Annotated in this window: 25 protein-coding genes and 1 pseudogene; 5 read left to right on the forward strand and 21 right to left on the reverse strand. The window is 65.1% G+C overall.

Going from position 1 to position 23,355, the window contains the following annotated elements; all coding sequences use genetic code 11:
* The first annotated feature begins 11 nt into the window (after positions 1 to 11).
* Together pheS and pheT are read left to right on the forward strand one after the other, a co-directional pair.
* Complete coding sequence (gene pheS, locus ACQY6T_RS13790; RefSeq protein ID WP_428631575.1) at positions 12 to 1,109, forward strand: phenylalanine--tRNA ligase subunit alpha; 1,098 nt, start codon at positions 12 to 14, stop codon at positions 1,107 to 1,109.
* Positions 1,106 to 3,493: a phenylalanine--tRNA ligase subunit beta gene (pheT, locus tag ACQY6T_RS13795; RefSeq protein ID WP_428631577.1), complete on the forward strand. Its 2,388-nt coding sequence runs from the start codon at positions 1,106 to 1,108 to the stop codon at positions 3,491 to 3,493. The genes pheS and pheT overlap by 4 nt, the downstream gene beginning before the upstream one ends.
* Positions 3,494 to 3,538: 45 nt before the next feature.
* On the opposite strand, the gene ACQY6T_RS13800 is transcribed toward pheT, so the two are convergent.
* From ACQY6T_RS13800 to mutS, 3 genes and pseudogenes are all read right to left on the reverse strand, one after another.
* Positions 3,539 to 4,150, reverse strand: a complete 612-nt coding sequence (locus tag ACQY6T_RS13800; RefSeq protein ID WP_428631580.1) for a glutathione S-transferase — start codon at positions 4,148 to 4,150, stop codon at positions 3,539 to 3,541.
* Positions 4,151 to 4,240: 90 nt separating this feature from the next.
* Positions 4,241 to 7,000, reverse strand: coding sequence for a [protein-PII] uridylyltransferase (locus ACQY6T_RS13805; protein ID WP_428631582.1), 2,760 nt, complete (start codon positions 6,998 to 7,000; stop codon positions 4,241 to 4,243).
* Positions 6,997 to 9,599 (reverse strand): annotated as a pseudogene (mutS, locus tag ACQY6T_RS13810) (DNA mismatch repair protein MutS). The gene ACQY6T_RS13805 and the pseudogene mutS overlap by 4 nt, the downstream one beginning before the upstream one ends.
* Before the next feature lie 484 nt (positions 9,600 to 10,083).
* On the opposite strand from mutS, the gene ACQY6T_RS13815 reads away from it, so the two are divergent.
* A complete protein-coding gene (locus ACQY6T_RS13815) occupies positions 10,084 to 12,348 on the forward strand; it encodes an NADP-dependent malic enzyme (RefSeq protein WP_428631585.1) in 2,265 nt (754 codons plus the stop codon).
* Between the two features lie 90 nt (positions 12,349 to 12,438).
* On the opposite strand, the gene ACQY6T_RS13820 is transcribed toward ACQY6T_RS13815, so the two are convergent.
* Positions 12,439 to 12,924 carry an outer membrane protein assembly factor BamE gene (locus tag ACQY6T_RS13820; RefSeq protein ID WP_428631587.1) on the reverse strand — a complete coding sequence of 162 codons (486 nt, stop codon included), beginning with the start codon at positions 12,922 to 12,924 and terminating at the stop codon, positions 12,439 to 12,441.
* 183 nt (positions 12,925 to 13,107) lie between these two features.
* Here ACQY6T_RS13820 and ACQY6T_RS13825 point away from each other — a divergent pair, with 183 nt between their 5' ends.
* Positions 13,108 to 13,638 (forward strand): ubiquinol-cytochrome C chaperone family protein, encoded by a 531-nt coding sequence (locus ACQY6T_RS13825; RefSeq protein ID WP_428631590.1) that lies wholly within the window; start codon positions 13,108 to 13,110, stop codon positions 13,636 to 13,638.
* Complete coding sequence (locus ACQY6T_RS13830; protein WP_428631591.1) at positions 13,635 to 14,165, forward strand: YceD family protein; 531 nt, start codon at positions 13,635 to 13,637, stop codon at positions 14,163 to 14,165. The genes ACQY6T_RS13825 and ACQY6T_RS13830 overlap by 4 nt, the downstream gene beginning before the upstream one ends.
* Here ACQY6T_RS13830 and ACQY6T_RS13835 read toward each other — a convergent pair.
* The 17 genes from ACQY6T_RS13835 to rpsC all read right to left on the reverse strand — a co-directional run bounded on the left by ACQY6T_RS13835 (position 14,162) and on the right by rpsC (position 23,355).
* On the reverse strand, positions 14,162 to 14,866 hold the full coding sequence (locus tag ACQY6T_RS13835; RefSeq protein ID WP_428631594.1) for a hypothetical protein: 705 nt from the start codon (positions 14,864 to 14,866) through the stop codon (positions 14,162 to 14,164). The two genes, ACQY6T_RS13830 and ACQY6T_RS13835, sit on opposite strands and share 4 nt — an antisense overlap.
* A 133-nt stretch (positions 14,867 to 14,999) precedes the next feature.
* A complete protein-coding gene (locus ACQY6T_RS13840) occupies positions 15,000 to 15,659 on the reverse strand; it encodes an adenylate kinase (protein WP_428631596.1) in 660 nt (219 codons plus the stop codon).
* Between the two features lie 46 nt (positions 15,660 to 15,705).
* Positions 15,706 to 17,079 (reverse strand): preprotein translocase subunit SecY, encoded by a 1,374-nt coding sequence (gene secY / locus ACQY6T_RS13845; protein ID WP_428631598.1) that lies wholly within the window; start codon positions 17,077 to 17,079, stop codon positions 15,706 to 15,708.
* A 142-nt stretch (positions 17,080 to 17,221) separates the two neighbouring features.
* Positions 17,222 to 17,746: a 50S ribosomal protein L15 gene (gene rplO, locus ACQY6T_RS13850; RefSeq protein ID WP_428631600.1), complete on the reverse strand. Its 525-nt coding sequence runs from the start codon at positions 17,744 to 17,746 to the stop codon at positions 17,222 to 17,224.
* A 56-nt stretch (positions 17,747 to 17,802) separates the two neighbouring features.
* Positions 17,803 to 17,988 carry a 50S ribosomal protein L30 gene (gene rpmD, locus ACQY6T_RS13855; protein ID WP_428631603.1) on the reverse strand — a complete coding sequence of 62 codons (186 nt, stop codon included), beginning with the start codon at positions 17,986 to 17,988 and terminating at the stop codon, positions 17,803 to 17,805.
* A gap of 4 nt (positions 17,989 to 17,992) precedes the next feature.
* Positions 17,993 to 18,715, reverse strand: coding sequence for a 30S ribosomal protein S5 (gene rpsE / locus ACQY6T_RS13860; protein ID WP_428631606.1), 723 nt, complete (start codon positions 18,713 to 18,715; stop codon positions 17,993 to 17,995).
* Positions 18,716 to 18,717: 2 nt separating this feature from the next.
* Positions 18,718 to 19,071: a 50S ribosomal protein L18 gene (gene rplR / locus ACQY6T_RS13865; RefSeq protein ID WP_088439820.1), complete on the reverse strand. Its 354-nt coding sequence runs from the start codon at positions 19,069 to 19,071 to the stop codon at positions 18,718 to 18,720.
* Positions 19,072 to 19,074: 3 nt separating this feature from the next.
* Complete coding sequence (rplF, locus tag ACQY6T_RS13870) at positions 19,075 to 19,608, reverse strand: 50S ribosomal protein L6 (protein ID WP_428631610.1); 534 nt, start codon at positions 19,606 to 19,608, stop codon at positions 19,075 to 19,077.
* Positions 19,608 to 20,012 (reverse strand): 30S ribosomal protein S8, encoded by a 405-nt coding sequence (rpsH, locus tag ACQY6T_RS13875; protein WP_167920387.1) that lies wholly within the window; start codon positions 20,010 to 20,012, stop codon positions 19,608 to 19,610. The genes rplF and rpsH overlap by 1 nt, the downstream gene beginning before the upstream one ends.
* A 12-nt stretch (positions 20,013 to 20,024) precedes the next feature.
* Positions 20,025 to 20,330, reverse strand: a complete 306-nt coding sequence (gene rpsN / locus ACQY6T_RS13880; RefSeq protein ID WP_058818030.1) for a 30S ribosomal protein S14 — start codon at positions 20,328 to 20,330, stop codon at positions 20,025 to 20,027.
* A 50-nt stretch (positions 20,331 to 20,380) separates the two neighbouring features.
* The gene (gene rplE / locus ACQY6T_RS13885; protein ID WP_428631613.1) at positions 20,381 to 20,959 is read right to left on the reverse strand and encodes a 50S ribosomal protein L5; all 579 of its coding nucleotides are present in this window, start codon (positions 20,957 to 20,959) and stop codon (positions 20,381 to 20,383) included.
* Positions 20,952 to 21,272, reverse strand: a complete 321-nt coding sequence (gene rplX, locus ACQY6T_RS13890) for a 50S ribosomal protein L24 (protein WP_428631615.1) — start codon at positions 21,270 to 21,272, stop codon at positions 20,952 to 20,954. Before rplX ends, rplE begins: the two co-directional genes overlap by 8 nt.
* 2 nt (positions 21,273 to 21,274) lie before the next feature.
* The gene (rplN, locus tag ACQY6T_RS13895; RefSeq protein ID WP_088439828.1) at positions 21,275 to 21,643 is read right to left on the reverse strand and encodes a 50S ribosomal protein L14; all 369 of its coding nucleotides are present in this window, start codon (positions 21,641 to 21,643) and stop codon (positions 21,275 to 21,277) included.
* A gap of 59 nt (positions 21,644 to 21,702) precedes the next feature.
* Positions 21,703 to 21,984: a 30S ribosomal protein S17 gene (rpsQ, locus tag ACQY6T_RS13900; RefSeq protein WP_428631617.1), complete on the reverse strand. Its 282-nt coding sequence runs from the start codon at positions 21,982 to 21,984 to the stop codon at positions 21,703 to 21,705.
* 11 nt (positions 21,985 to 21,995) lie between these two features.
* Entirely contained in the window at positions 21,996 to 22,199 is a 204-nt protein-coding gene (rpmC, locus tag ACQY6T_RS13905) for a 50S ribosomal protein L29 (protein WP_088439832.1), read from the reverse strand.
* Positions 22,200 to 22,204: 5 nt separating this feature from the next.
* Complete coding sequence (gene rplP / locus ACQY6T_RS13910; protein ID WP_137751517.1) at positions 22,205 to 22,636, reverse strand: 50S ribosomal protein L16; 432 nt, start codon at positions 22,634 to 22,636, stop codon at positions 22,205 to 22,207.
* 11 nt (positions 22,637 to 22,647) lie between these two features.
* A complete protein-coding gene (gene rpsC / locus ACQY6T_RS13915; protein ID WP_167920395.1) occupies positions 22,648 to 23,355 on the reverse strand; it encodes a 30S ribosomal protein S3 in 708 nt (235 codons plus the stop codon).

The raw sequence follows: 23,355 nt of genomic DNA on the forward strand, positions 1-23,355 counted from the left end.
GACAAAAAATGATGAGCGATATTCAGGCGACCCAGACCCGGCTGGTCGACGACATAGCGGCGGCGAGCGATCTCGACGCGCTCGAAGCGCTGCGCGTCGCCGCGTTGGGCAAGGCGGGCAGCATCACCGCGCTGCTCAAATCGCTCGGCGGCATGTCGCCCGATGAGCGGCAGGCGCAGGGGCCGCAGATCCACGCGCTGCGCGAGGCCGTCACCGCCGCGCTGGCCGACCGCAAGGCCGCGCTCGACGCAGCGGCGCTCGACATCAAACTCGCCGCCGAGGCGATCGACATGTCGCTGCCCGCCGACACCGGCCCGCGCGGCAGCGTCCACCCGGTCAGTCAGGTGATGGACGAGCTGGCCGAAATCTTTGCCGATATGGGCTTTGCCGTCGCCACCGGTCCCGAGATCGAGGACGACTGGCGCAACTTCACCGCGCTCAACATTCCCGAGACGCATCCCGCGCGGGCGATGCATGATACTTTCTATTTTCCCGATGTTGGCGAAGGTACCGCGCAGCGGATGTTGCTGCGCACACATACGTCGCCGGTGCAGATCCGCACGATGATGGAAAAAGCACCGCCGATCAGGATCATAGCGCCCGGCCGCGTCTATCGCAGCGACAGCGACGCGACGCATACGCCGATGTTTCATCAGGTGGAAGGTCTCGTCATCGACCGCGGCATCCACATGGGGCATCTGAAATGGACGCTCGAGACGTTCCTGAAGGCCTATTTCGAGCGCGACGACATCGTACTGCGGCTGCGCCCGAGCTATTTCCCCTTCACCGAACCGTCGGCCGAGGTCGATGTCGGTTACAAGCAGGAAAAGGGCCGCCGCGTCGTTGGCGGGCATGGCGACGATGATGGCCATGCGTGGATGGAGCTGCTCGGCAGCGGGATGGTCAACCGCCGCGTGATTGCGAATTGCGGGCTCGATCCCGACGAGTGGCAGGGCTTTGCCTTCGGGGTCGGGGTCGATCGGCTCGCGATGCTGAAATATGGCATGGACGATCTGCGCGCCTTCTTCGATGGCGACCTGCGCTGGCTGGCGCATTACGGGTTTGGTGCGCTGTCGGTGCCCACGCTGAGCGGGGGGATTTCGGCATGAAGATCACCCTCGAATGGCTGAAAGAGCATCTGGACACATCGGCGAGCGTCGATGACGTCGTCGCGGCGCTCAACCGCATCGGCCATGAGGTCGAAGGCGTCGCGAATCCCGCCGACAAGCTGAAGGGTTTCCGCGTCGCCAAGGTGCTGACCGCCGAGAAACATCCGCAGGCCGACAAGTTGCAGGTGCTGACCGTCGACACGGGCGACGGCGGCGCGCCGCTGACCGTGGTGTGCGGCGCGCCCAATGCGCGCGCCGGTCTGATCGGCGTCCTCGGCCTGCCCGGCGCCGTGGTTCCGGCAAACGGCATGGAGTTGAAGGTCGCCGCCGTGCGCGGGGTCGAATCGAACGGCATGATGTGCTCGACGCGCGAACTGGAGCTGGGCGACGACCATGACGGGATCATCGAACTGCCCGCCGATGCGCCGGTCGGCGCCAGCTTTGCCGATTACAGCGGCGCGGGCGACCCGGTGGTCGACATTTCGATCACCCCGAACCGGCAGGATTGCATGGGGGTGCGTGGGATCGCGCGCGACCTGGCCGCCGCGGGGCTCGGTACGCTGAAGCCGCTCGACGTTCCGACGATCACCGGCGAGGGCGCGCCAACCACCGAAATCGCGACCCTCGACTCTGAGGGCTGCCCCGCTTTCTTTGGCCGCACGATCAGCGGCGTGACCAACGGCACCGCCCCCGAATGGATGCGCCGCCGGTTGGAAGCCGTGGGCCAGCGCTCGATCTCGGCGCTCGTCGATATCAGCAATTATGTGATGTTCGACCTCGGCCGTCCCAGCCATATCTATGACCGCGCCAAGCTGACCGGTCCGCTCGTCGCGCGCCGCGCGGAGGCGGGCGAGATCGCGGCCGCGCTCAACGGCAAGCAATACACGCTCACCGACACGATGATGGTGCTGGCCGATGACAGCGGCGTCCACGACATCGCCGGCATCATGGGCGGCGAACATTCGGGGTGCAGCGAGACGACGACCGACGTGCTGCTCGAAATCGCCTATTTCACCCCCGAACGCATCGCGCTGACCGGACAGGCGCTGGCGCTGACCAGCGACGCGCGCAGCCGCTTCGAGCGTGGGGTCGATCCGGCGTTTCTGGACGATGCGACCGCGATCGTCACCGCGCATGTGCTGGCGATCTGCGGCGGCACCCCGTCGGCGGTCACCCGCGCCGGGACACCGCCCGCCGAGGTGAAGACGGTCGATTACGACCCCTCGCTGTCGGCGACGCTCGGCGGCATCGCAATCGCGCCCGAGCGGCAGCAGGAGATCCTGACCGCGCTGGGCTTCACCATCATCGAACAGGGCGGCCGCTGGCAAGTCGCAGTGCCGAGCTGGCGCCGCGACATCGACGGCGCCCCCGATCTGGTCGAGGAAGTCACCCGCATCACCGGGTTCGACGCGATCGCTTCGGTGCCGCTGCCGCGCGGTGACGGCGTGGCGAAACCGACCGCGACCCCCGAACAGATGCTCGAACGCCGCATGCGCCGCGCCGCCGCATCGTCAGGCTTCCACGAAGCGGTGACCTGGTCGTTCATCAGCGACCGCGACGCGGCGCCGTTCGGCGGCGGCGACTGGTCGCTCGCCAACCCGATCAGCGAAGATTTGAAGGTCATGCGTCCGTCGCTGCTCCCCGGCCTGCTCGCCGCGGCACAGCGCAACCAGAACCGCGGCGCGGCCAGCATCCGGCTGTTCGAAATCGGCCGCCGCTATCGGGCGGACGCCGAGCATCCGACGCTCGCCATGCTGATGGCGGGCAATAAAAGCGCGCGCGGCTGGCAGGCGGGCAAGGCGGCGGCGTTCGATGCCTTCGATGCCAAGGCGGCGGCGCTGGTGCTGCTCGAAGCCGCCGGGGCACCCGCCGACCGTTTGCAGGTGATGGAAGCGGTCCAGACCGGCAGCATCTGGCACCCCGGCCAGTCGGCGACGCTGCGGCTTGGCCCCAAGGCGGTGCTCGCCGAATTCGGCGCACTCCATCCCGCGCTGACGCGTCATTTCGACGTCGATGGCCCGGTAATGGCGGTCCAGATCTTCCTCGATGCGATCCCGGCGAAACGCGCCAGCGGCCCGGCGCGCGCGGCCTTCACCCCACCCGCGCTGCAATCGGTGCGCCGCGACTTCGCCTTCCTTGCCCCCACCAGCCTGACCGCCGCCGACTTGGTCCGCGCGATCCGCGGCGCCGACAAGGCGAGCATCGTCGATGCCCGCCTGTTCGACCGCTTCACCGGGCAAGGCGTGCCCGAGGGTCAGGTGAGCCTGGCGGTCGAGGTCGAATTGCAGCCGGTGGAAAAAAGCTTCACCGATGCGGAGTTGAAGGCTGTTGCGGATAAGGTGGTCGCGGCGGCGGCGAAGGTTGGGGCGGTGCTTAGGGGGTAATTCCTCAAAAAAGGGACGAGCGTAAGCCATTCAGGCAAAGCTCGCTCAGTCCCGCTCCCCGGCCCATGGCTCGATCCGGACCATCGCCCGCTCATACAGGTCCGATGCCACAAGAATGGCGAGCCATTCGCGTACCTGCTGCGGCGCACAGGCCGCGAACCACGCCGCATCGACCCCGGCGAACTGCCGCACGAAGGGAAAGATCGCGATATCGTTGAATCCCGGCTTCGAACCGCCGAGATAGTCCTGATCAGCGAGCCGCGTGTCGAGATCCGCCAGAATCGCCAATCCCGCCGCGCGGTTTGCCAGCGGATCGGCGTCGTATCGCCCGGCATATTTATAGCGGTCGAGGTGATGTTTGAACGCGCCGTCGAACAGGGCGACCAGTTCCGCATCAACGCTGGCGAGCCATTCCTGCGGATCGTGCTGTGCCAAGGCCCAGTGCATGATGTCGATGCTCTCGTCGATCACCGTCGCGTCCGCCAGCACAAGCACCGGCACCGTTCCTTTGGGCGACGCGGCCAGCATGGCGGCGGGTTTGTCCCGAAGCAGCACCTCGCGATGCGCGTAGCTGGTCCCGCTCACCAGCAACGCCATCCGCGCGCGCATCGCATAGGGACAACGACGAAAGCTGTAGAGGACCGGGACGTCGGACATAGCGGGCGCCATAGGCCGGCGAAAGGCCGGTTGCCAGTTGGCATCGCCACAGCAGACTGCAAATATGGTCCGCCCCCTGGGGTCAGGACCCTAAGCCGCCACCGCTTCCTCGCTCTGGCTCGTCGCCGCCTCCAGCAGGCGTTTCTCCAGCGACTTCACCCGCGTCGCGCTGTCGATCTTGCCGCCGAGCAGGTCGGTGACATAGAAGGTGTCGACGGCGCGTTCGCCATAGGTCGCGACATGCGCCGAATGCACCGTCACCTTCGACTGGAACAGCGCATAGGCGAGCTGGTTGAGCAGTGCGGGGCGGTCCTGCGCGTTGACTTCGATCACGGTGAAGCGGTTCGATGCCTTGTTATCGACGAAGACATTAGGGGCGATGCGGAAGGCTTCGGCGCGGGTGCGGGGGAGCGCGCGGGCTTCGAGTTTGGGGAGCAGTTTCTGGCGGTTGGCGAGCGCGTCCTCGATCGCGCGGGTCAGTCGGCCGATCTGGCCGGGTTCGTCGAACGGGCGTCCGATCGGGTCCTGCACGAGGAAATTGTCGAGCGCGAGGCCGTCGCGGGTGGTGTGGATGCGCGCGTCGATGATGTTGCCGCCGGCCAGATGAATGCCCCCGGCGATGCGATAGAACAGCCCGGGGTGATCGGCGGCGAGCACCATCACCAGCGTCGCGCCGCGATCGTCGTCGGGGACCGCGGCGATGTGCAGCGGGGCATTGCCCGCCTGACGGATATGGACAAGGTTGGCGGCGATGACTTCGACTGGTTCGGCGATCCAGTAACTTTCGGGCAGGCGCCGCGCGACCTTGTCGAAGGCTTTCTGGTCGAAACCGAATTGGGCCGCGACCGCTTCCTTCTTGCTCGCGATGCGCTGTTCGCGGCCGCGTTGCTTGTGGCCGAGCCGCAGCACTTCCTCGGCGGCGTCGTAGAGTTCGGTGAGCAGCTGGCGTTTCCAGCTGTTCCACACCCCGGGGCCGACGGCGCGAATGTCGACGACGGTCAGCACGAGGAGAAGGCGCAGGCGCTCAGGGCTTTGCACGACCTGCGCGAAGTCGAGGATCGTCTTGAAATCGGCCAAGTCGCGTTTGAACGCGGTCGCCGACATCAACAGGTGATGGCGCACCAGCCACGATACGGTCTCGGTTTCGGCCGCGGTCAGCCCCAGCCGCGGGCAGACGCGCAAGGCCAGTTCGGCACCCAGCACGCTATGATCGCCGCCCCGCCCCTTGGCGATGTCGTGGAGCAGCACCGCGAGGTAGATGACACGCCGCGAATGGATCTGGCCCATGATCGCAGTCGACAGCGGATGGTCGCCCTGTAGCCGGTTCTGTTCGATGTCAGCGAGCAGGCCGATGGCGCGGATCGTATGCTCGTCGACGGTATAATGGTGATACATGTCGAATTGCATCTGCGCGACAACGCGGCCGAAATCGGGGACGAAGCGGCCGAAGACCCCCGCCTCGTTCATCCAGCGCAGCACCGTTTCGGGATCGCGCTTCGAGGTCAGCACATCGAGGAACAGCGCGTTGGCGCGCGCGTTGCGGCGCACGCCCTGGGTTTCGATCAGCTTGGCGTCGTGGCGCGTCTGGCGCATCGCCTGCGGATGGATTTCGAGGCCATGTTTGTCGGCGAGCGCGAAAATCTCGATCAGTCGCACGGGGTCCTGCTGAAAGAAACCGTCCGACGGTAGCGCGAGCCGGCCGCGGTCGAGGACGAACCCATTGAGTTTACCGGGGCGGCGCCGGATCGACGGCAGGAAGCGTCGCCCGCGCGCTGCCATCTGGTCGTCGAGATGCGCCAGGAAAGTGCCGGTGACATCGCCGACGCTTTTGGCATGGAGGAAATAGAGCTGCATGAAGCGCTCGACCGCGCTTTTTCCAGGTCGCTCGGCAAATTGCATGCGCTCGGCGATCTCGCGCTGGAAATCGAAGGTCAGCCGGTCCTCGGCGCGCCCCGCCAGGGTGTGGAGGTGGCAGCGCACCGCAAGCAGGAAGTTTTCGGCGCGCGAGAATTGCCTGAGCTCGCGCGCGCTGAGCAACCCGGCATCGACGAGTTCGGGAACGGTCCGGACGCGGTGGATGAATTTGCCGATCCAGAAGAGGGTGTGAAGATCGCGCAAGCCCCCCTTCCCCTCCTTTACATTGGGTTCGACGACGTAGCGCGAATCGCCCATCCGTTTGTGGCGTTCGTCGCGCTCGGCAAGCTTGTCGGCGACGAAGGCGCGCGAATTGCCCGCGACGACCTCGGCGTCGAAGCGCGCCGACGCCTGATCGTAGAGGTCGCGGTCGCCCCAGATGAAGCGGCCTTCGAGCAGCGCGGTGCGGATCGTCAGATCGTCTTTTGCGGCACGGATCATTTCGTCGAGCGAGCGGGTCGAATGGCCGACCTTCAGCCCGAGATCCCACAGCGTATAAAGCTGCGCCTCGATCACCTGTTCGGTCCAGCTCGTCTGCTTGAACGGGGTCAGGAAACCGATATCGATGTCGCTGTGCGGCGCCATTTCGCCGCGGCCATAGCCGCCGACCGCGATCAGCGTGATGCGCTCGCCCGCCGAGCGATTGCCCGAGGGGTAGAGATGATCGACGGTGAAATCGTGGCTGAGGCGGATGATCTGATCGATCAGAAAGGCAGTGGCGTTCGCCGCGACCCGTCCCGCCGACGGGCGCGCGAGCAGGCGGCGGTCGATTTCGGCGCGTCCCTGATCGAGCGCGACCTTGAGCAGCGCGACCATCGCGCGGCGGCGCGCCGCGGTATCGGCGTTGTCGGCGACGATCTCGTCGAACCGGCCCGACAGCGCGCGCCGGTCGATGATGGCCCGGCGATTGTCGAGATTGTCGAACAGGTCGCTCATGCCTCGTCCGCCAGCAGTTGCTTCAGCCGGTAAAGCGCCTCGAGCGCCTCGCGTGGTGCCAGCGCGTCGGGTTCGATTCCCGCGAGCGCTTCGCGCAGCGCGTCCTGCACCGCCGCGGGTGCCGCGGCCAGCGTCGCGGCGAACAGCGGCAGGTCGTCGAGCCCGGCGGCGAGGCCGCCGGTTGCTTCGCGGCCCGCTTCAAGTTTGGCGAGCACCGCCTCGGCGCGCTTGACGACGCCTGCGGGAACCCCGCGAGACGCGCGACGGCAAGGCCGTAACTCCGGTCGGCGGGGCCGTCGGCGACTTCGTGGAGCAGCACCAGGTCGCCCTGCCATTCGCGCGCGCGGACATTATGGAGCGAGAGCGCGTCCAGCGTTTCGGCGAGGCGGGTGAGTTCGTGATAATGGGTGGCGAACAGACAGCGGCAGCGGTTCACCTCGTGCACCGCCTCGACCACCGACCAGGCGAGCGCGAGCCCGTCGTAAGTCGAAGTGCCGCGCCCGACCTCGTCGAGGATGACGAAGCTTTGCGGCGTCGCCTGCGCGAGAATCGCGGCGGTCTCGACCATTTCGACCATGAAGGTCGATCGCCCGCGCGCCAGATTGTCGCTGGCGCCGACGCGGCTGAACAATCGGTCGACGAGCCCGAGCTTTGCCGACGCGGCTGGCACGAAGGCGCCCGCCTGCGCGAGCACGACGATCAGGGCATTCTGGCGCAGGAAGGTCGATTTACCGCCCATGTTCGGGCCAGTGACGAGCCAGAGCCGATTGTTCTGCGACAGCGAGACGTCGTTGGGAACGAAGCGCTCGCCCGATTTGGCGAGGGCGGCCTCGACAACAGGATGGCGGCCGCCCGCGACATCCAGGCAGGGCTCGTCGGCCAAGTCGGGACGGCACCAATTGTGGCTCATCGCATGGTCGGCGAGTGCGGCGGCAACGTCGATCCGCGCGAGCACGTCGCAGCTCGCGGCGATCGCCTCGCGGCGCTGAATTGCCGCCTCGGTCAACGATTCGAGATGCGCGGCTTCGGCGGCGATCGCGTGGACCCCCGCCTGCGTCACCCGGCTCGCGGCTTCGTGAAGGTCGGTCGAGTTGAAGCGCACGACCCCAGCGAGCGTCTGGCGGTGCGTGAAGCCCGATTCGGGGAGCATCAGCACGTCTGCATGCTTGGCGGGAACCTCGACATGATAGCCGAGGACGCCATTGTGGCGGATCTTGAGCGCGGCGATGCCGGTGCGGTCGCGATACCCCGCCTCGAGCAGGGCGATCGCTTTGCGCCCGTCGCGCGCCGTTTCGCGCAAAGCGTCGAGCGCATGGTCATAGCCCTCGGCGATATAACCGCCCTGCGCCGCATCGACCGGCGGCGTGTCAATCAGCGCCCGCGACATTTCGTCAACGAGCGCGCCGTGGCCGTCGAGGGCGGGAAGCAAGCGTGCGAGCAAGGGCGGCAAATCAGCGCGGCGCGCCAGCCGTTCGCGCAGCAGCCGCGCCCCGCCGAGCGCATCGCGCAGCTGCGCCAGATCGCGCGGGCCGCCGCGTCCGGCGACAAGGCGGCCGAGCGCGCGCCCGGCGTCGGGTAGCGCGCGCAGCGCGGCGCGGAGTTCGCCGCGCCACAGCGCATCGCGCGCAAGGCCATCGACGAGGTCGAGCCGGTCGATGATCGCGCCCTTGTCGGTCAGCGGGCTGGCGATGTCGTCGGCGAGCAGCCGCGCCCCCGCGGCGGTAACGGTACGGTCGATGGTGCCGAGCAGGCTGCCGTCGCGCGTCCCCGCCATGGTGCGGACGAGTTCGAGGCTCTCGCGCGTCGCGGCGTCGATCGCCATGCGGTCGCCCACCGACACGCGCAGCGGCGGCTGGAGGAAGATCGGCTGGCCCGTACCGACATGATCGAGATAGGCGACGAGTGCGCCCATCGCCGCGACCTCGCCGCGTGAAAAGGCGCCAAAGCCGTCTAGGGTCTGGACGCCGAAGAATCTTTCGAGCCGTTTCTGTGCCGCGGAGCTGGAAAAATCGCCCGGTGGCCGCCGCACAAGCTGGCGCGCCGTCCATGACGGTGCGTCCCCCGCCGCTTCGCTGACGAGCAGCTCGGTCGGCGCAAGGCGTGCGAGTTCGGCATCGACCGCGTCGCGGCGCACCGCGACGACCTCGAACCGGCCGGTCGAAATATCGGCGGCGGCGATCGCGACGTCGCCTTCGCTGCCGACCTCCGCCAGCGCAGCGAGGCGGTTGGCGCTGCGACCCTCGAGCAGCGATTCCTCGGTCAGCGTGCCCGCGGTGACGAAACGGACGATTGCGCGCGCAACGAGCGCCTTCGATCCGCCGCGCGCTTTAGCCTCGGCGGGGCTTTCGATCTGTTCGGCGATCGCGACCCGATGCCCGGCGCGGATCAGCCGCGCCAGATAGGATTCGGCGGCGTGCACCGGCACCCCGCACATCGCCACCGGCCTGCCATCATGTTCGCCGCGCGAGGTCAGCGCGATGTCCAGCGTCGCCGCCGCGGCCTTGGCATCGTCGAAGAACAGCTCGAAAAAATCGCCCATGCGGTAGAAGAGCAGACAGTCGCCCGCCTTTTCCTTGAGCGACCAATATTGCGCCATCATCGGCGTCGCGGCAGGGGCGTTGCTGTTGCTGTTGGCGGGTTTGGCGGCGGTCGCGGGCATCGGACCCTGCTTAGTGATTGGGGGCGGCATGGCAAGGCGGGGTTGAGCGATGTCGGCTTTGGGGTGGGAAGCTTCCATTCAAATCGTCATGCTGAACTTCTTTTCAGCATCCATGGCCTGAACGCTAATGGCGCGCTGCGCCAAAGGAAACGGCAGGCCATGGACCTTGAAACAAGTTCAGGGTGACGAGATAAGAGGTATCGGCTTTCGGTCGTTTTCAGACCCACGTCATCCCGGACTTGATCCGGGACCCGCCTTTTTCTTCAAAGCAGGCAGGCTCCGGGTCAAGCCCGGCGTGACGAAAGCGAGGATGGCGCGTTCGCGGACCACCAGACTGCAACATTGGCGGGGTTACAATCGCGGCGCGTGACGTTAGGGAATAGGCTTGGGCGCGCAGCTTGTGGATCAATTGAGGGGATAGATGATGGACAGCGGCAGCAAGGTGCAGTTTTCGGACCGCGAGGCCCTGCTTTACCATGAACATGGCCGGCCCGGCAAAATCGAGATCGTCGCGTCGAAACCGATGGCGACCCAGCGCGACCTGTCCCTGGCCTATTCGCCCGGCGTCGCCGTCCCGGTGCTGGCAATCGCCGAAGATCCGGCCAAGGCCTATGACTATACGATCAAGGGCAATCTGGTCGCGGTGATTTCGAACGGCACCGCGATCCTGGGTCTGGGCAATCTCGGCGCGCTCGCCTCGAAGCCGGTGATGGAAGGCAAGGCGGTGCTGTTCAAGCGCTTCGCCGACGTCGATTCGATCGACCTCGAGCTCGACACCGAAGATCCCCAGCGTTTTATCGAAGCGGTCGAACTGCTCGAACCCAGTTTCGGCGGCATCAACCTGGAAGATATTGCAGCGCCCAACTGCTTCATCATCGAGCAGGCGCTGAAGGAAAAGATGAACATCCCGGTGTTCCATGACGATCAGCATGGCACCGCGATCATCACCGCCGCGGGCCTGATCAACGCCTGTTACCTGACCGGGCGCGACCTCGCGACGGTCAAGGTCGTCGTCAACGGCGCCGGCGCCGCCGCGATCGCCTGTACCTCGCTGATCAAGTCGATGGGCGTGCGGCACGAAAATGTCATCATGTGCGACCGCAAGGGCGTGATCTATCAGGGCCGCACCGAAGGCATGGATCAGTGGAAATCGGCGCATGCGGTGCCGACCGAGACGCGCAGCCTGACCGAAGCGCTGGTCGGAGCCGACGTGTTCCTGGGCCTGTCCGCGGCGGGCGCGCTGAAGCCCGAGATGGTCAAGGACATGGCGCCGGCGCCGATCATCTTTGCCATGGCAAACCCCGATCCCGAAATTTCGCCGCCGGATGCGCGCGCGGCGCGGCCCGACGCGATCATCGCGACCGGGCGATCGGACTTTCCGAACCAGGTCAACAACGTCCTGTGCTTTCCCTTCATCTTTCGCGGCGCACTCGACGTGCGCGCAACGGCGATCAACGAAGAGATGAAGATCGCCGCCGCCTATGCGATTGCCGATCTCGCGCGCCAGCAGGTGCCGGAGGAAGTCGCCGCAGCCTATGGCGGGCGCGCGTCGAGCTTTGGCCCCGAATATATCATCCCGTCGCCCTTCGACCCGCGGCTGATGGAAATCGTCCCCGCCGCGGTCGCCAAGGCGGCGATGGAAACGGGGGTCGCGCAGAAGCCGATCGCCGACCTCGACGCCTATCGCACCTCGCTGCGCGCACGGCTGAACCCGACGACATCGGTGCTGACGCTCGCCTATGAAGCGGCGCGCGCCAATCCCAAACGCATCGTGTTTGCCGAGGGCGAGGAAGAGGTGGTGCTGCGCGCCGCGATCCAGTTCCGCGACGGTGGCTATGGCATTCCGGTGCTCGTCGGGCGCGAAGGCCTGCACGACAAGCTGAAGGAAATGGGGGTCGCCGATCCCGAAAGCTATGAAGTGCACAACAGCGTCAATTCGCCGCATGTGCCGCAGATGGTCGACATCCTGTATGAACGGCTGCAACGGCGCGGCTATCTGCGCCGCGACGTCGAACGGATGGTCAACCGCGACCGCAACATCTTTGGCTCGCTGATGCTCAAGCTGGGCCTTGCCGATGCCATGATCACCGGCACCACGCGCACCTATTCGCACGCGATGCGTGAAGTTCGCCGCGTGATCGACCATGCCGAAGGCAAGACGCCGTTCGGCATCCATGTTCTGGTCGGGCAGCACCAAACCATCTTCATGTCCGACACGACGGTCAATGAGCGGCCGACCGCCGAAATGCTCGCCGATATCGCCGAACGTACCGCGCAGGTCGCGCGGCGCATGGGGCATGAACCGCGCGTCGCGTTCCTGTCCTATTCGACCTTTGGCAACCCGCCGGGCAGCTGGCTCGACAATATCCGCGATGCGGTGTCGATCCTCGATCAGCGCAAGCCCGGTTTCGAATATGAAGGCGAAATGGCGCCCGACGTCGCGCTCAATGAAAAGGTGATGGCGAAATATCCGTTCTGCCGTCTGTCAGGACCGGCGAACGTCCTGGTCATGCCGGGGCTGCAGTCGGCAAATCTGTCGGCGAAGCTGATGCGCGAATTGGGCGGCGGCGCGGTGATCGGTCCGATGCTGGTCGGCATGGAACATCCGGTCCAGGTCGCGACGATGGCGTCGACCGCGTCGGATCTGGTGACGCTGGCGGTGCTGGCGGCAGGCGGGATCGCGCAGTAAAGATGGCGTCGCCCCCGCGAACGCGGGGGCCGCTATCGGTGTGGTGCAATACTTCCAGCAGCCCCCGCCTTCGCGGAGCCGACGTTGGTTTTACTGCCCGCTGGGCGCGCCCGCACCCGGCGCGCCGACCGACCCGATGTTGCCGAAGATATCTTCGAAGAAACTGCGTTCGCGGCCCAGCGTCGGAGTCTTGTCGCCTTCGGGGCTGATCCGGCTTACCAGTTCCAGCCCGGTACGATCGACCGCGACGACGTTGCCGGCAGGGTCGAAGCGGATGCGCAGCACCTGCTGATCGACCGGGCGCGGCTTGGCAAAGGCGAGCTGGCGCGTTTCGCGCGACACGTAATAATATTCATTGTCGCTGAACTGGCCGACGAAGGTCGGGCGGCCGAGCGTCTTTTCGACCGATTCGCGGTTGTCGACGCCAGCAGTAATCGCCTCGGTCAGCAGCGGATCGACGACATAGCCCTGTCGGCCCTTGAGCTGCGCACAGCCGCTGGCGGTGAGCGCGACGGCAAGACCGAGGACGATCAGGCGCGCGCGCGGAGCGGCAGACGAAAGCTTGATATTCGGCATCTATAATCTCCGTTGCGCCTGTCGCGGCCTTTGCCAGCGGTCGGCGCTCGCTCTCGCGCCTCTTAACCGCAAGCGGACGCGGCGCACAAGCTGCTTGTGGCGCGGCAAAGCTTGCCACAAGCTGACCGGGGACGTGAACATCCGCCCCTTTTCCGCGGCGCCAATTGCGCCTAAGCGGGGCGCATGTTCTCGCTCCGCAACCTTTTCCGCTCGCAGCCCGACCCGCGCGACGCGCGACGCCCGCTGTGGAACGCCGTGGTCGCGACCGCGCGCGCGCCGCATTGGTATGCCACAGGGGGTGTCCCCGATACGCTCGACGGTCGCTTCGACATGGTCAGCCTGGTGCTGGCGCTGGTTCTCCACCGCATCGACGACGACGCGGCGCAGGCGCGCGCCGGGGTCGAGCTGACCGAATTGTTCGTGACCGACATGGACGGCCAGATGCGCCAGATCGGCTTTGGCGACATGGTGGTCGGCAAACAGATCGGGCGGATGGTCAGCGCGCTCGGCGGACGGCTCGGCGTCTATCGCGCCGCCGATGGGTCGGAGGAATTGCGCGCGGCGCTGGTTCGCAACCTGTGGCGCGGCAACGAGCCCGACGCGGCGGGACTGGCGCACGTCATGGCCGAGGTCGCCAAACTGCGGACGGCACTGGCGGCGACGCCGGTCGCCGCGCTGATCGTCGCCGATCGGCTGGGCGGAGCAGCGGCGTGAACGCAGAACCCGAATTTTCACTTGTCCTGACCTTGGCCGATGCCGCGCAGGGCCGGGCCATTGCCGTCGAAGCCGATGCCGAGGCGCGCGACCGGATCGCGCAGCGGCTGGCGCTCATCGCCGTCGATCGCTTTGCCGTCACGGCCGAAATTCGCGCCGTTGCGGGTGGGATCGGCGCCAAGGGCGCGGTGAACGCGGTAATTGTCCAGCCGTGCGCGGCAACGGGCCTGCCCGTTCCGGCGACGCTGAGCGAGCCGTTCGACCTGCGCTTCCTGCGCGACATCGACGCGCCGGTCGATGCCGACGAAGAGATCGAGATCAGCAGCGAGGATTGCGACCTGCTATCGCTCGAGGGCGACCGCGTCGATCTGGGCGAAGCGGCGGTGCAGACGCTCTCGCTCGCGCTTGACCCCTTTCCGCGCCACCCCGACGCCGACCGCGTCCTCGCCGAAAAAGGCGTGCTAAGCGAAGAAGCCGCCGGGCCGTTCGCGGCGCTGGCAAAGCTGCGCGGCAAGCCCGACGCCTAGAACTCGGGGTCGGGTTCGGCCTGCGGGGTGTCCTCGACCAGGTCCGCGACCGCAGCATCGAGTCCGGGTTCGTCCTTCGCCGGCGGCGCCTCCGCGGCGGGCTTGCCTGCGCCTTCGGCGGCAGCCGCCGCCTTTTCCTCACGCGACGGCGGCAACGCGCCGCCCAGCGCGTTCGCCAGCCCCAGCAATTGTTCGCCGATCACCTTGTCGACCGCAGGCGCAATGTCCGCCACCTTGAAGCGCATATGACCGCCAACGACATAATCGAAGCGCAGCGCACTACCCGTGGGCGTTGCCTTGATCTGGATCGTCAGCGTGCCGGTCATTGCTTCGCCCTGCAGTGGGCCAAATGCCCCGGACAGGCGCAGCAGCTGATTGGGTTTGGAAAACAGGATGCGGGCGTGCTGGACGCTGCCGACCCCCGCCCCGGTGTCGGGCAGTTTCTCGCAGAAACAGCCTCCGGCCTGCGAATCCAGCCAGAAATTGGCCGCGTCGCCCGACCAGCTATGATCCTTTGACCACCAATTTTGCGGCATGCGGAGCATTTTCCACACGTCGGTGGGCGTTGCGGCGACCTGCGCGGTGTGCGCGACGGTGAATCCCGCTTCGCTTTGCTCGACCACTTTGGCGTGTGCCGCAGGCGCGAGATACAAAGGTGCGCCGGTCAAAAATGCGGCGGCTAACAATATTCTGAAGTTCATGGCCCGTCCCCCTTACCGCCACCCGGCTTCGTCATTGCGAGCAAAGCGAAGCAATCCAGGGCGGCCTTGCACCGCCGTGGATTGCCACGGGCCTGCAGCCCTCGCAATGACGATTACGGATGGCCGCTTGCGACTAGCCAGCCGGCGCGAGAACAGCCTCGATGGCGTCATTGACCTCGTCGATCGGCGCCATGCCATCGACCCGCGTCACAATCCCGCGCGCATCGTAAATCGGCAGGATCGGCGCTGTCTTGGCCCGATATTCGGCCATGCGGGTGCGCACGGTTTCCTCATTGTCGTCGGGGCGGCGTTTGAACTCGTGGCTGCCGCACACGTCACAGGTGTCGGCGACCTTCGGCAGCTTGTAGCGGTCGTGATAGCCTGCACCGCAATTGCCGCACGAAAAACGCCCGGTGATCCGGTCGACCAGGGCGTCTTCTTCGACCAGCAGTTCGATGACATGGTCGAGCTTGCGGCCGCGATCGCTGAGGATCTTATCGAGCGCCTCTGCCTGCGCCGCCGTGCGCGGATAGCCATCGAAGATTACCGATATTTCGGCGCCGAGCTGGTCGAGCCGTTCGCCGATCAGGCCCGAGACGATGTCGTCCGACACCAGCTCGCCCGCGTCCATCACCGCCTTGGCCTGAACTCCGATCGGCGTTCCCGCCTTGACCGCGGCGCGCAGCATGTCGCCGGTCGACAGCTGGACCATGCCATGCTCGTCTTCCAGGCGCACCGCCTGCGTTCCCTTGCCCGCCCCCGGCGGACCCAGCAAAATGATATTCAGCGTCATGGAGGCCCCTGTTTCCTGCCCTGCGCGTGTTGCCGTAGCGGGCGCTTTAGCGCCGCGCAACGCCGCCCTTCAATTTGGCCTTCTTGATCAGATCGCCATATTGATGCGCGAGCATGTGGCTTTGAATCTGGCTGATCGTGTCGATCGTCACATTGACGATAATCAGCAGGCTGGTCCCGCCGAGCTGGAACGGCAGTCCCGACTGGGCGATGAAATATTCCGGTACCAGACAGATCGCCGCCAGATAGGCCGCCCCCAGCACGGTGATGCGCGTCAGCACATGGTCGAGATAGGCGGCGGTGTTCTTGCCCGGGCGGATGCCAGGGATGAAGCCGTTCTGGCGCTTCAGATTGTCGGCGGTTTCCTCGGGATTGAACACGACCGCGACATAGAAGAAGCAGAAAAAGATGATGCCGAACGCATAAAGCGCCATGTACAGCGGCTGGCCGTGCGCCAGATACTGGTTGAGCATGATCAGGAAATCGCCGGTCGCGGTGTCGCCCGACACATTCTGGCCCATCATCTGGGTGATCGTCAGCGGCATCAGCAACAGCGACGACGCAAAGATCGGCGGGATCACGCCGGCGGTGTTGACCTTGAGCGGCAGATGGCTGCGGTCGGCCTGCATCCCGCCGCGCTGCGTTGCGCGCTTGGGATATTGGACGAGGACGCGGCGCTGGGCGCGTTCCATGAAGGCGATGAAGGCGATGACGATGATCGCGCCCGCCAGAACCGCGATGATCGTGCCGCCGCCCATCGATCCTTCGCGGACCTGGGTGAACATCTGGGCAAAGCTGCGCGGCAACTGGGCCAGAATGCCCGCCATGATGATCAGCGAGACGCCATTGCCGATGCCGCGGCTGGTGATCTGTTCGCCCAGCCACATCAGGAACAAGGTACCGCCGACGATGCTGATCACCGCGCCGATGCGGAACATCATGCCGGGGTCAACGACCGCAGCGATGCCCTGGCTCGCGCCAAGCGTTTCCAGCCCGACGGCGATAAAATAGCCCTGAATCGCGGTCAGCAAAACGGTGCCGTAACGCGTATATTGGTTGAGCTTCTTGCGCCCGCTTTCGCCCTCTTTCTTGAGCGCGGCAAGGCTGGGCGACAAGGCCGCGGCCAGCTGCACGACGATCGACGCCGTGATATAGGGCATGACGCCGAGCGCGATGATGCTCATGCGCTCCAGGCTGCCGCCCGAGAAGGTGTTGAAAATGTCGAGGACGCCGCCCGATGCGGCCTGGCTGTACAGCGCCGACAGCGCGACAGGATCGACCCCCGGCAGCGGCACGAACGACAGGAAACGAAAAACGATCAGCGCGCCGATCGTGAACCAGATGCGGTTCTTGAGTTCGGTCGCCTTGCCGAATTTCGAGAAGTTCAGGTTGGAAGCAAGCTGGTCGGCGCGAGAGGCCATGGTGATCTTTCCTCAGTGGCGGACCGCGCCCCCCGCGACCCGGCGCCTATGTGCGTTCGCCCGTGTCGAAGCGCAAGGGGAAAGGCCCGAATTCAGATGCGTCGGGGGCGGATCGACGTGTGCCGACCCGCCCCCAGATGCCTTAGTCCTTCTTGGCCGCTTCTGCCCGGCGCTTGGCTTTCTTGCCGTCGCCTTCGGGCTTGGGTTCGGGCAGTTCGACCTTGCCGCCGGCCTTTTCGACCGCTTCGATGGCGCCCTTCGACGCACCGGCAACGGCAAAGTTCAGCTTGGCGGTGAGTTCACCCTTGGCGAGGAGGCGGACGCCGTCCTTGCCGCCGCGCGCCAGGCCAACCGCCTTGAGCGCGGCATGGTCGATCACCGCCTTGGCATCGAGCTTCTTCGCATCGACCAGCTTCTGGATCATGCCCAGATTGACGATCGCGAAGTCCTTGCCAAAGATGTTGTTAAAACCGCGCTTCGGGATGCGCATGTGAAGCGGCATCTGGCCGCCTTCGAAGCCGTTGATCGCGACGCCGCTGCGGGCCTTCTGGCCCTTTTGGCCGCGGCCGGCGGTCTTGCCCTTGCCCGAACCGATGCCGCGTCCGACGCGCATCCGGCCCTTGCGGGCACCATTGTTGTCACGAAGTTCGTTCAGTTTGATCGTCATTTTGCACTCGCTTTCGCTTTTGTCGCGCGGATAGGATTGGATCGGTCCAGAAGGGTTTAACCCTCGATGACTTCCACCATGTGCGGCAGCTTGCGGATCATGCCACGCACTTCGGGGGTGTCGACCAGCTCGACCTCACGGTGCATCTTGCCCAGGCCGAGGCCGGTCAGGATAGCACGCTGGCTCTTGGGACGACGGATCGGCGAGCCGATCTGGCGGATCTTGATTGTCTTGTCAGCCATGATCTTACTCCGTCACCGCCGCGGCTTCGGCTTCGGCTGCCCGGTCGGATGCACCGCCGCGCTTGATCAGATCCGACACCTTCTTGCCGCGACGCTGCGCGACCGACTTGGGGCTGGTCTGTTCGCCGAGCGCCTCAAAGGTCGCGCGGATCATGTTATAGGGGTTCGACGTGCCGTTCGACTTGGTCACCACATCGGCGACGCCCAAGCTTTCGAACACGGCGCGCATCGGGCCACCGGCGATGATGCCGGTACCTGCCGGTGCCGAGCGGACGGTCACCAGGCCGGCGCCGAAATGGCCGAGGCCATCATGGTGCAGGGTGCGGCCGTCGCGCAGCGGAACGCGGATCATCGACTTTTTCGCGGCAGCGGTCGCCTTCGAAATGGCTTCCGGCACTTCGCGCGCCTTGCCATGACCAAAGCCTGCACGGCCCTTGCCGTCGCCGACAACAACGAGCGCGGCGAAACCGAAGCGCTTGCCGCCCTTGACGGTTTTCGACACGCGGTTGATGTGGACCAGCTTTTCGATCAGCTCTTCGCCGCCGTCATCGTCGCGCGGACGACGATCGTCGCGGCGACCACGGCCACCGCCATCACGGCCGCCACGATTGCCACCGGGTCCGCCAGCGCCGCTGCCACGGCCGCGGCGCGGAGCCTGGCCATCAGTGGGGGTCGTGGTGGGAGCCGCTTCGGGAGCGCCTTCGGCGTTCTGTACTTCGTCTGCCATGATTAGAACTCCAATCCGCCTTCGCGAGCCGCGTCGGCCAGCGCTTTGATGCGCCCGTGGAACAGGAAACCGCCGCGGTCGAACACGACCTGCGTCACGCCCGCCTTTTTGGCGGCAGCGGCGAGGCGCTTGCCAACGTCGGCAGCCGCCGCCGTGGTCGCGCCGGTCTTGCCGCGCACATCCTTGTCCAGCGTCGAAGCCGCAGCCAGCGTCTGGCCGGCGGCATCATCGATAAGCTGGGCATAGATATGCCGGCCCGAACGGTGCACCGACAGGCGCGCGCGCCCACCGGCCCGCTTGCGGAGGGCAGTACGAACGCGCTGACGGCGTTTTTCGAATTGGGTAAGATGTGCCATGGCTTACTTCTTCTTGCCTTCTTTGCGGAAGATGTACTCGCCGCGATATTTGATGCCCTTGCCCTTATAGGGCTCCGGCTTGCGCCAGCGGCGGATTTCGGCTGCAACCTGACCGACCTGCTGCTTGTCGATGCCGCTGATCTCGATCGTCGTGTTGTCGGGCGTCTTGATCTCGATGCCGTCCGGCACCGCGAAATCGACATCGTGGCTGTAGCCGAGCTGCAGCTTCAGATTTTTGCCCTGCGAGTTGGCGCGATAGCCGACACCGGTGATTTCGAGCACCTTGGTGAAGCCCTCTGTCACACCCGTGATCAGGTTCTGCACCAGCGTCCGCTGCATGCCCCAAAAGGCGCGCGCTTCGCGGGTGTTGTTCGCCGGCTGCACCGAAATGCTGCCGTCGCCGACTTCATATTTGATGTTGTCGGAAAGCGTGAGCGCGAGCGTGCCTTTCGGACCCTTGACCGACAGCTGACCGCCATCGATCGCGGCGGTGACGCCGCTGGGGATTTCGACTGCTTTTTTACCAATGCGCGACATCAGAACACCTCCGCCAGCACTTCGCCGCCGACATTATGCTCGCGAGCCTCGGCGTCCGACAGGACACCGCGCGGGGTCGACACGATAGTGATGCCCAGGCCGTTGCGCACGATCGGCAGTTCTTTCGAACCCGAATAGATGCGGCGGCCCGGCTTCGAAACGCGCGCCACATGGCGGATCGCCGGCTGCCCTTCGAAATATTTCAGTTCGATGCGGATGCCCTTGTGCTGGCCCTTGGCACCCAGCGCTTCTTCGCTGTAGCCGCGGATATAGCCTTCGCGCTGGAGAACATCGAGAACGCGGACACGCAGGGTCGAAGCCGGCGTCAGGACGCTGTCCTTCTTCGCCGTCTGGCCGTTGCGGATGCGGGTGAGCATGTCACCCAAAGGATCGGTCATTGCCATCTTGTCTGTCCCTTACCAGCTCGACTTAACAACACCGGGGATCAGGCCCTTGTTGGCCAGATCGCGGAGCTGAATACGGCACAGCCGGAATTTGCGATAATAAGCGCGCGGGCGCCCCGTCAGCTCGCACCGGTTACGGATACGGGTCGGGTTACCATTGCGCGGGATTTCCGCCATCTTGAGGCGCGCGATCAGACGCTCGCCATCGTCGAGGGAGGTGTCCGCTGCAATCGCCTTCAGCTTCGCGTAACGGCCGGCATATTTCTTTACCAGCTGCTTGCGACGCTCGTTCTTGTTCGTCGAACTCAGTTTCGCCATGACTTAAGTTCTCTTTCCTTTTGAGAGAGAGCCAGCCTGATCCCGAAGGATCAAGCGGCTGCCTTTTCTTCGGCTTCGATCGGGAAGGGGAAGCCGAACAGCTTGAGCAGTTCGCGGGCTTCGTCATCCGTGCGCGCCGTGGTGGTCACGATCACATCCATGCCGCGCACCTGGTCGATGCGGTCATAGTTGATTTCGGGGAAGATGATCTGCTCTTTCAGGCCCATGGCATAATTGCCACGACCGTCGAAGCTCGTCGCCGACACGCCGCGAAAATCGCGGATGCGCGGCATGGCGATGGTGATCAGGCGGTCGAGGAATTCGTACATCCGTTCGCGGCGCAAGGTCACCTTGCAACCGATCGGCATGCCTTCGCGCAGCTTGAACTGGGCGATCGACTTCTTCGCTTTGGTCACGACAGGCTTCTGGCCGGCGATCAGCTCCATTTCTGCAGCAGCCGATTCGACCTTCTTCTTGTCCTGCGTGGCTTCACCGACGCCCATGTTGAGCACGATCTTTTCGATCTTCGGTACTTCCATCGCATTTTTGTACCCGAATTTCTCGGTCATCGCCTTGACGATCACCTCGTCATAGCGAGTCCGCATGCGGGGGGTGTAATTATCAGCCACTGATGGTCTCCCCGGACTTCACGGCGACACGCACCTTTTTGCCGTCCTTGGTTTCGAAACGCACGCGGGTCGGCTTGCCGGTCTTGGGATCGGCAATCGCGACCTTGCTCGCGTACAGCGGCGCTTCCTTGCGTTCCAGGCCACCCTGCGGGTTGGTCTGGCTCGGCTTGCGGTGCCGCGTGATGATGTTGACGCCCGCGACGACCAGCTTGCCGTCTTTCGGCAGGCTTTGCGTCACTTCGCCGGTCTTGCCCTTGTCCTTGCCGGACAGGATGACAACCGTGTCGCCCTTTTTTATCTTGGCCATACCCATGGTCAGAGAACCTCCGGTGCCAGGCTGATGATCTTCATATAGCCACGGCCGCGCAGCTCGCGGACGACGGGGCCAAAGATACGGGTGCCGATGGGCTCTTCGTTCTTGTTGACGAGCACGGCGGCGTTGGTGTCGAAACGGATCACCGAGCCATCGGCGCGGCGCACATCCTTGCGGGTGCGAACGATGACGGCACGATGCACGTCGCCCTTCTTCACCTTGCCGCGCGGCTGGGCTTCCTTGATCGACACGACGATCACGTCGCCGACGCCGGCAACGCGACGCTTCGACCCGCCCAGCACCTTAATGCACTGGACGCGCTTGGCACCGCTGTTGTCAGCGACTTCCAATTGTGACTGCATCTGGATCATCGATGCATTTCCTTCTATTTTGGCCTACCGGGAAACCCCGGCGGTTCCGTGAACTTGTGTCAGCCTTCGGCCGCGGCGGGGGCAGTCGAAGCCGGCTTGCTGTGGGTGTCGACCTTGTCGAGCACCTTCCAGGTCTTCAGCTTCGAAATCGGCTTCGTTTCCTCGATGCGGACGGTTTCACCAGCCTTGATGACATTGTCCTCATCATGGGCGTGGTATTTTTTCGAACGCCGGATGATCTTGCCGTACAGAGGGTGCTTAACCTTCCGCTCGACTTTCACCACGACGGTCTTGTCGCCCTTGTCGGACACCACCGTACCGGTCAGAATGCGCTTCGGCATCGATAGTCTCCTTACTTCGCGGCCGAGCGCGTGCGCTCGGTCTGCTGCGTCTTGATGCGGGCGATCGAACGCCGCACTTCCTTGACGCGTGATGCTTTTTCAAGCTGGCCGGTGGCCGCCTGGAAGCGGAGGTTGAAGGCCTCGCGCTTTAGTTCGCCAAGCTGTTCCGACAGCTGATCGTCGGTCTTGGCCTTGAAATCTTCGGTCTTGGACATGGCCCTTAACCCTCCAGATGCGAGGTGTCGCCGAGACGGGCAATCACCTTGGTCTTGATCGGCAGCTTCATTGCCGCACGTTCGAATGCCAGCGCGGCCACGGGGCCGGGAACGCCGTCGAGTTCGAACAGGATGCGGCCCGGCTTGACGCGCGCGGCCCAATATTCGGGAGCGCCCTTACCCTTACCCATGCGGACTTCCGCGGGCTTCGACGACACGGGGACGTCGGGGAAGATGCGGATCCACAAACGGCCCTGGCGCTTGATCGCGCGGCTGATCGCACGGCGAGCCGCTTCGATCTGGCGTGCGGTGATCCGCTCGGGTTCCATCGCCTTCAGCCCGTAGGAGCCGAAGTTCAGGCTGGTGCCGCCCTTGGCATTGCCATGGATGCGGCCCTTGAAGGCCTTGCGAAACTTGGTTTTCTTCGGTTGCAACATGTCAGTTGTCCTTAGCGGCGATCTTCACGAGCCGGACGAACGCCCGTCGTCTGTGCATCGAGCATCAGACGGTCGGTCGCCATCGGGTCGTGGCCGAGAATCTCGCCCTTGAAGATCCACACCTTGATCCCGCACACGCCATAAGCGGTGTGTGCAGTCGATTCGGCATAGTCGACATTGGCGCGCAGCGTGTGCAACGGCACCCGGCCCTCGCGATACCATTCGGTACGCGCGATTTCCGCGCCGCCGAGACGGCCGGCGCAGTTGATGCGGATGCCTTCGGCGCCCAGACGCATCGCCGACTGAACCGCGCGCTTCATGGCACGGCGGAAAGCGACACGGCGTTCGAGCTGGTCGGCAATGCCCTGACCGACGAGCTTGGCGTCGACTTCGGGCTTGCGGATTTCGACGATGTTCAGCGACACGTCGCTGTTCGTCAATTCGCCGAGCTTCTTGCGCAGCTTTTCGATGTCGGCGCCCTTCTTGCCGATGATGACACCCGGACGGGCAGCATAGATCGACACGCGGCACAGCTTGGCGGGACGCTCGATCACGACCTTCGAGATCGCGGCTTGCGGCAGGGTCTTGAACACATACTGACGGATCTTCAGATCCTCGACCAGCATGCGGCCATAGTCCTGGCCTTCGGCGAACCAGCGGCTGTCCCAGGTACGGTTGACCTGCAGGCGCAGGCCGATCGGATTGCTCTTCTGGCCCAT

Origin of the sequence: Sphingopyxis sp. (assembly GCF_965279725.1) — a bacterium.
Lineage (GTDB): Bacteria > Pseudomonadota > Alphaproteobacteria > Sphingomonadales > Sphingomonadaceae > Sphingopyxis.

Bases quoted from the DNA above. Each gene is read 5' to 3' on its own strand.
- pheT (WP_428631577.1), top strand. From the start codon at position 1,106: ATGAAGATCACCCTCGAATGGCTGAAAGAGCATCTGGACACATCGGCG.
- rplX (WP_428631615.1), bottom strand. From the start codon at position 21,272: ATGGGTATGGCCAAGATAAAAAAGGGCGACACGGTTGTCATCCTGTCC.
- ACQY6T_RS13800 (WP_428631580.1), bottom strand. From the start codon at position 4,150: ATGTCCGACGTCCCGGTCCTCTACAGCTTTCGTCGTTGTCCCTATGCG.
- rpmD (WP_428631603.1), bottom strand. From the start codon at position 17,988: ATGGCTGACAAGACAATCAAGATCCGCCAGATCGGCTCGCCGATCCGT.
- ACQY6T_RS13840 (WP_428631596.1), bottom strand. From the start codon at position 15,659: ATGACGCTGAATATCATTTTGCTGGGTCCGCCGGGGGCGGGCAAGGGA.
- secY (WP_428631598.1), bottom strand. From the start codon at position 17,079: ATGGCCTCTCGCGCCGACCAGCTTGCTTCCAACCTGAACTTCTCGAAA.
- pheS (WP_428631575.1), top strand. From the start codon at position 12: ATGAGCGATATTCAGGCGACCCAGACCCGGCTGGTCGACGACATAGCG.
- rplO (WP_428631600.1), bottom strand. From the start codon at position 17,746: ATGACGATCAAACTGAACGAACTTCGTGACAACAATGGTGCCCGCAAG.
- rpsH (WP_167920387.1), bottom strand. From the start codon at position 20,012: ATGGCAATGACCGATCCTTTGGGTGACATGCTCACCCGCATCCGCAAC.
- rpsN (WP_058818030.1), bottom strand. From the start codon at position 20,330: ATGGCGAAACTGAGTTCGACGAACAAGAACGAGCGTCGCAAGCAGCTG.
- rpsE (WP_428631606.1), bottom strand. From the start codon at position 18,715: ATGGCAGACGAAGTACAGAACGCCGAAGGCGCTCCCGAAGCGGCTCCC.
- rplR (WP_088439820.1), bottom strand. From the start codon at position 19,071: ATGGCACATCTTACCCAATTCGAAAAACGCCGTCAGCGCGTTCGTACT.
- rplP (WP_137751517.1), bottom strand. From the start codon at position 22,636: ATGTTGCAACCGAAGAAAACCAAGTTTCGCAAGGCCTTCAAGGGCCGC.
- rplN (WP_088439828.1), bottom strand. From the start codon at position 21,643: ATGATCCAGATGCAGTCACAATTGGAAGTCGCTGACAACAGCGGTGCC.
- rpmC (WP_088439832.1), bottom strand. From the start codon at position 22,199: ATGTCCAAGACCGAAGATTTCAAGGCCAAGACCGACGATCAGCTGTCG.
- ACQY6T_RS13835 (WP_428631594.1), bottom strand. From the start codon at position 14,866: ATGAACTTCAGAATATTGTTAGCCGCCGCATTTTTGACCGGCGCACCT.
- ACQY6T_RS13805 (WP_428631582.1), bottom strand. From the start codon at position 7,000: ATGAGCGACCTGTTCGACAATCTCGACAATCGCCGGGCCATCATCGAC.
- rpsC (WP_167920395.1), bottom strand. From the start codon at position 23,355: ATGGGCCAGAAGAGCAATCCGATCGGCCTGCGCCTGCAGGTCAACCGT.
- ACQY6T_RS13820 (WP_428631587.1), bottom strand. From the start codon at position 12,924: ATGCCGAATATCAAGCTTTCGTCTGCCGCTCCGCGCGCGCGCCTGATC.
- ACQY6T_RS13825 (WP_428631590.1), top strand. From the start codon at position 13,108: ATGTTCTCGCTCCGCAACCTTTTCCGCTCGCAGCCCGACCCGCGCGAC.
- ACQY6T_RS13815 (WP_428631585.1), top strand. From the start codon at position 10,084: ATGGACAGCGGCAGCAAGGTGCAGTTTTCGGACCGCGAGGCCCTGCTT.
- rplF (WP_428631610.1), bottom strand. From the start codon at position 19,608: ATGTCGCGCATTGGTAAAAAAGCAGTCGAAATCCCCAGCGGCGTCACC.
- rpsQ (WP_428631617.1), bottom strand. From the start codon at position 21,984: ATGCCGAAGCGCATTCTGACCGGTACGGTGGTGTCCGACAAGGGCGAC.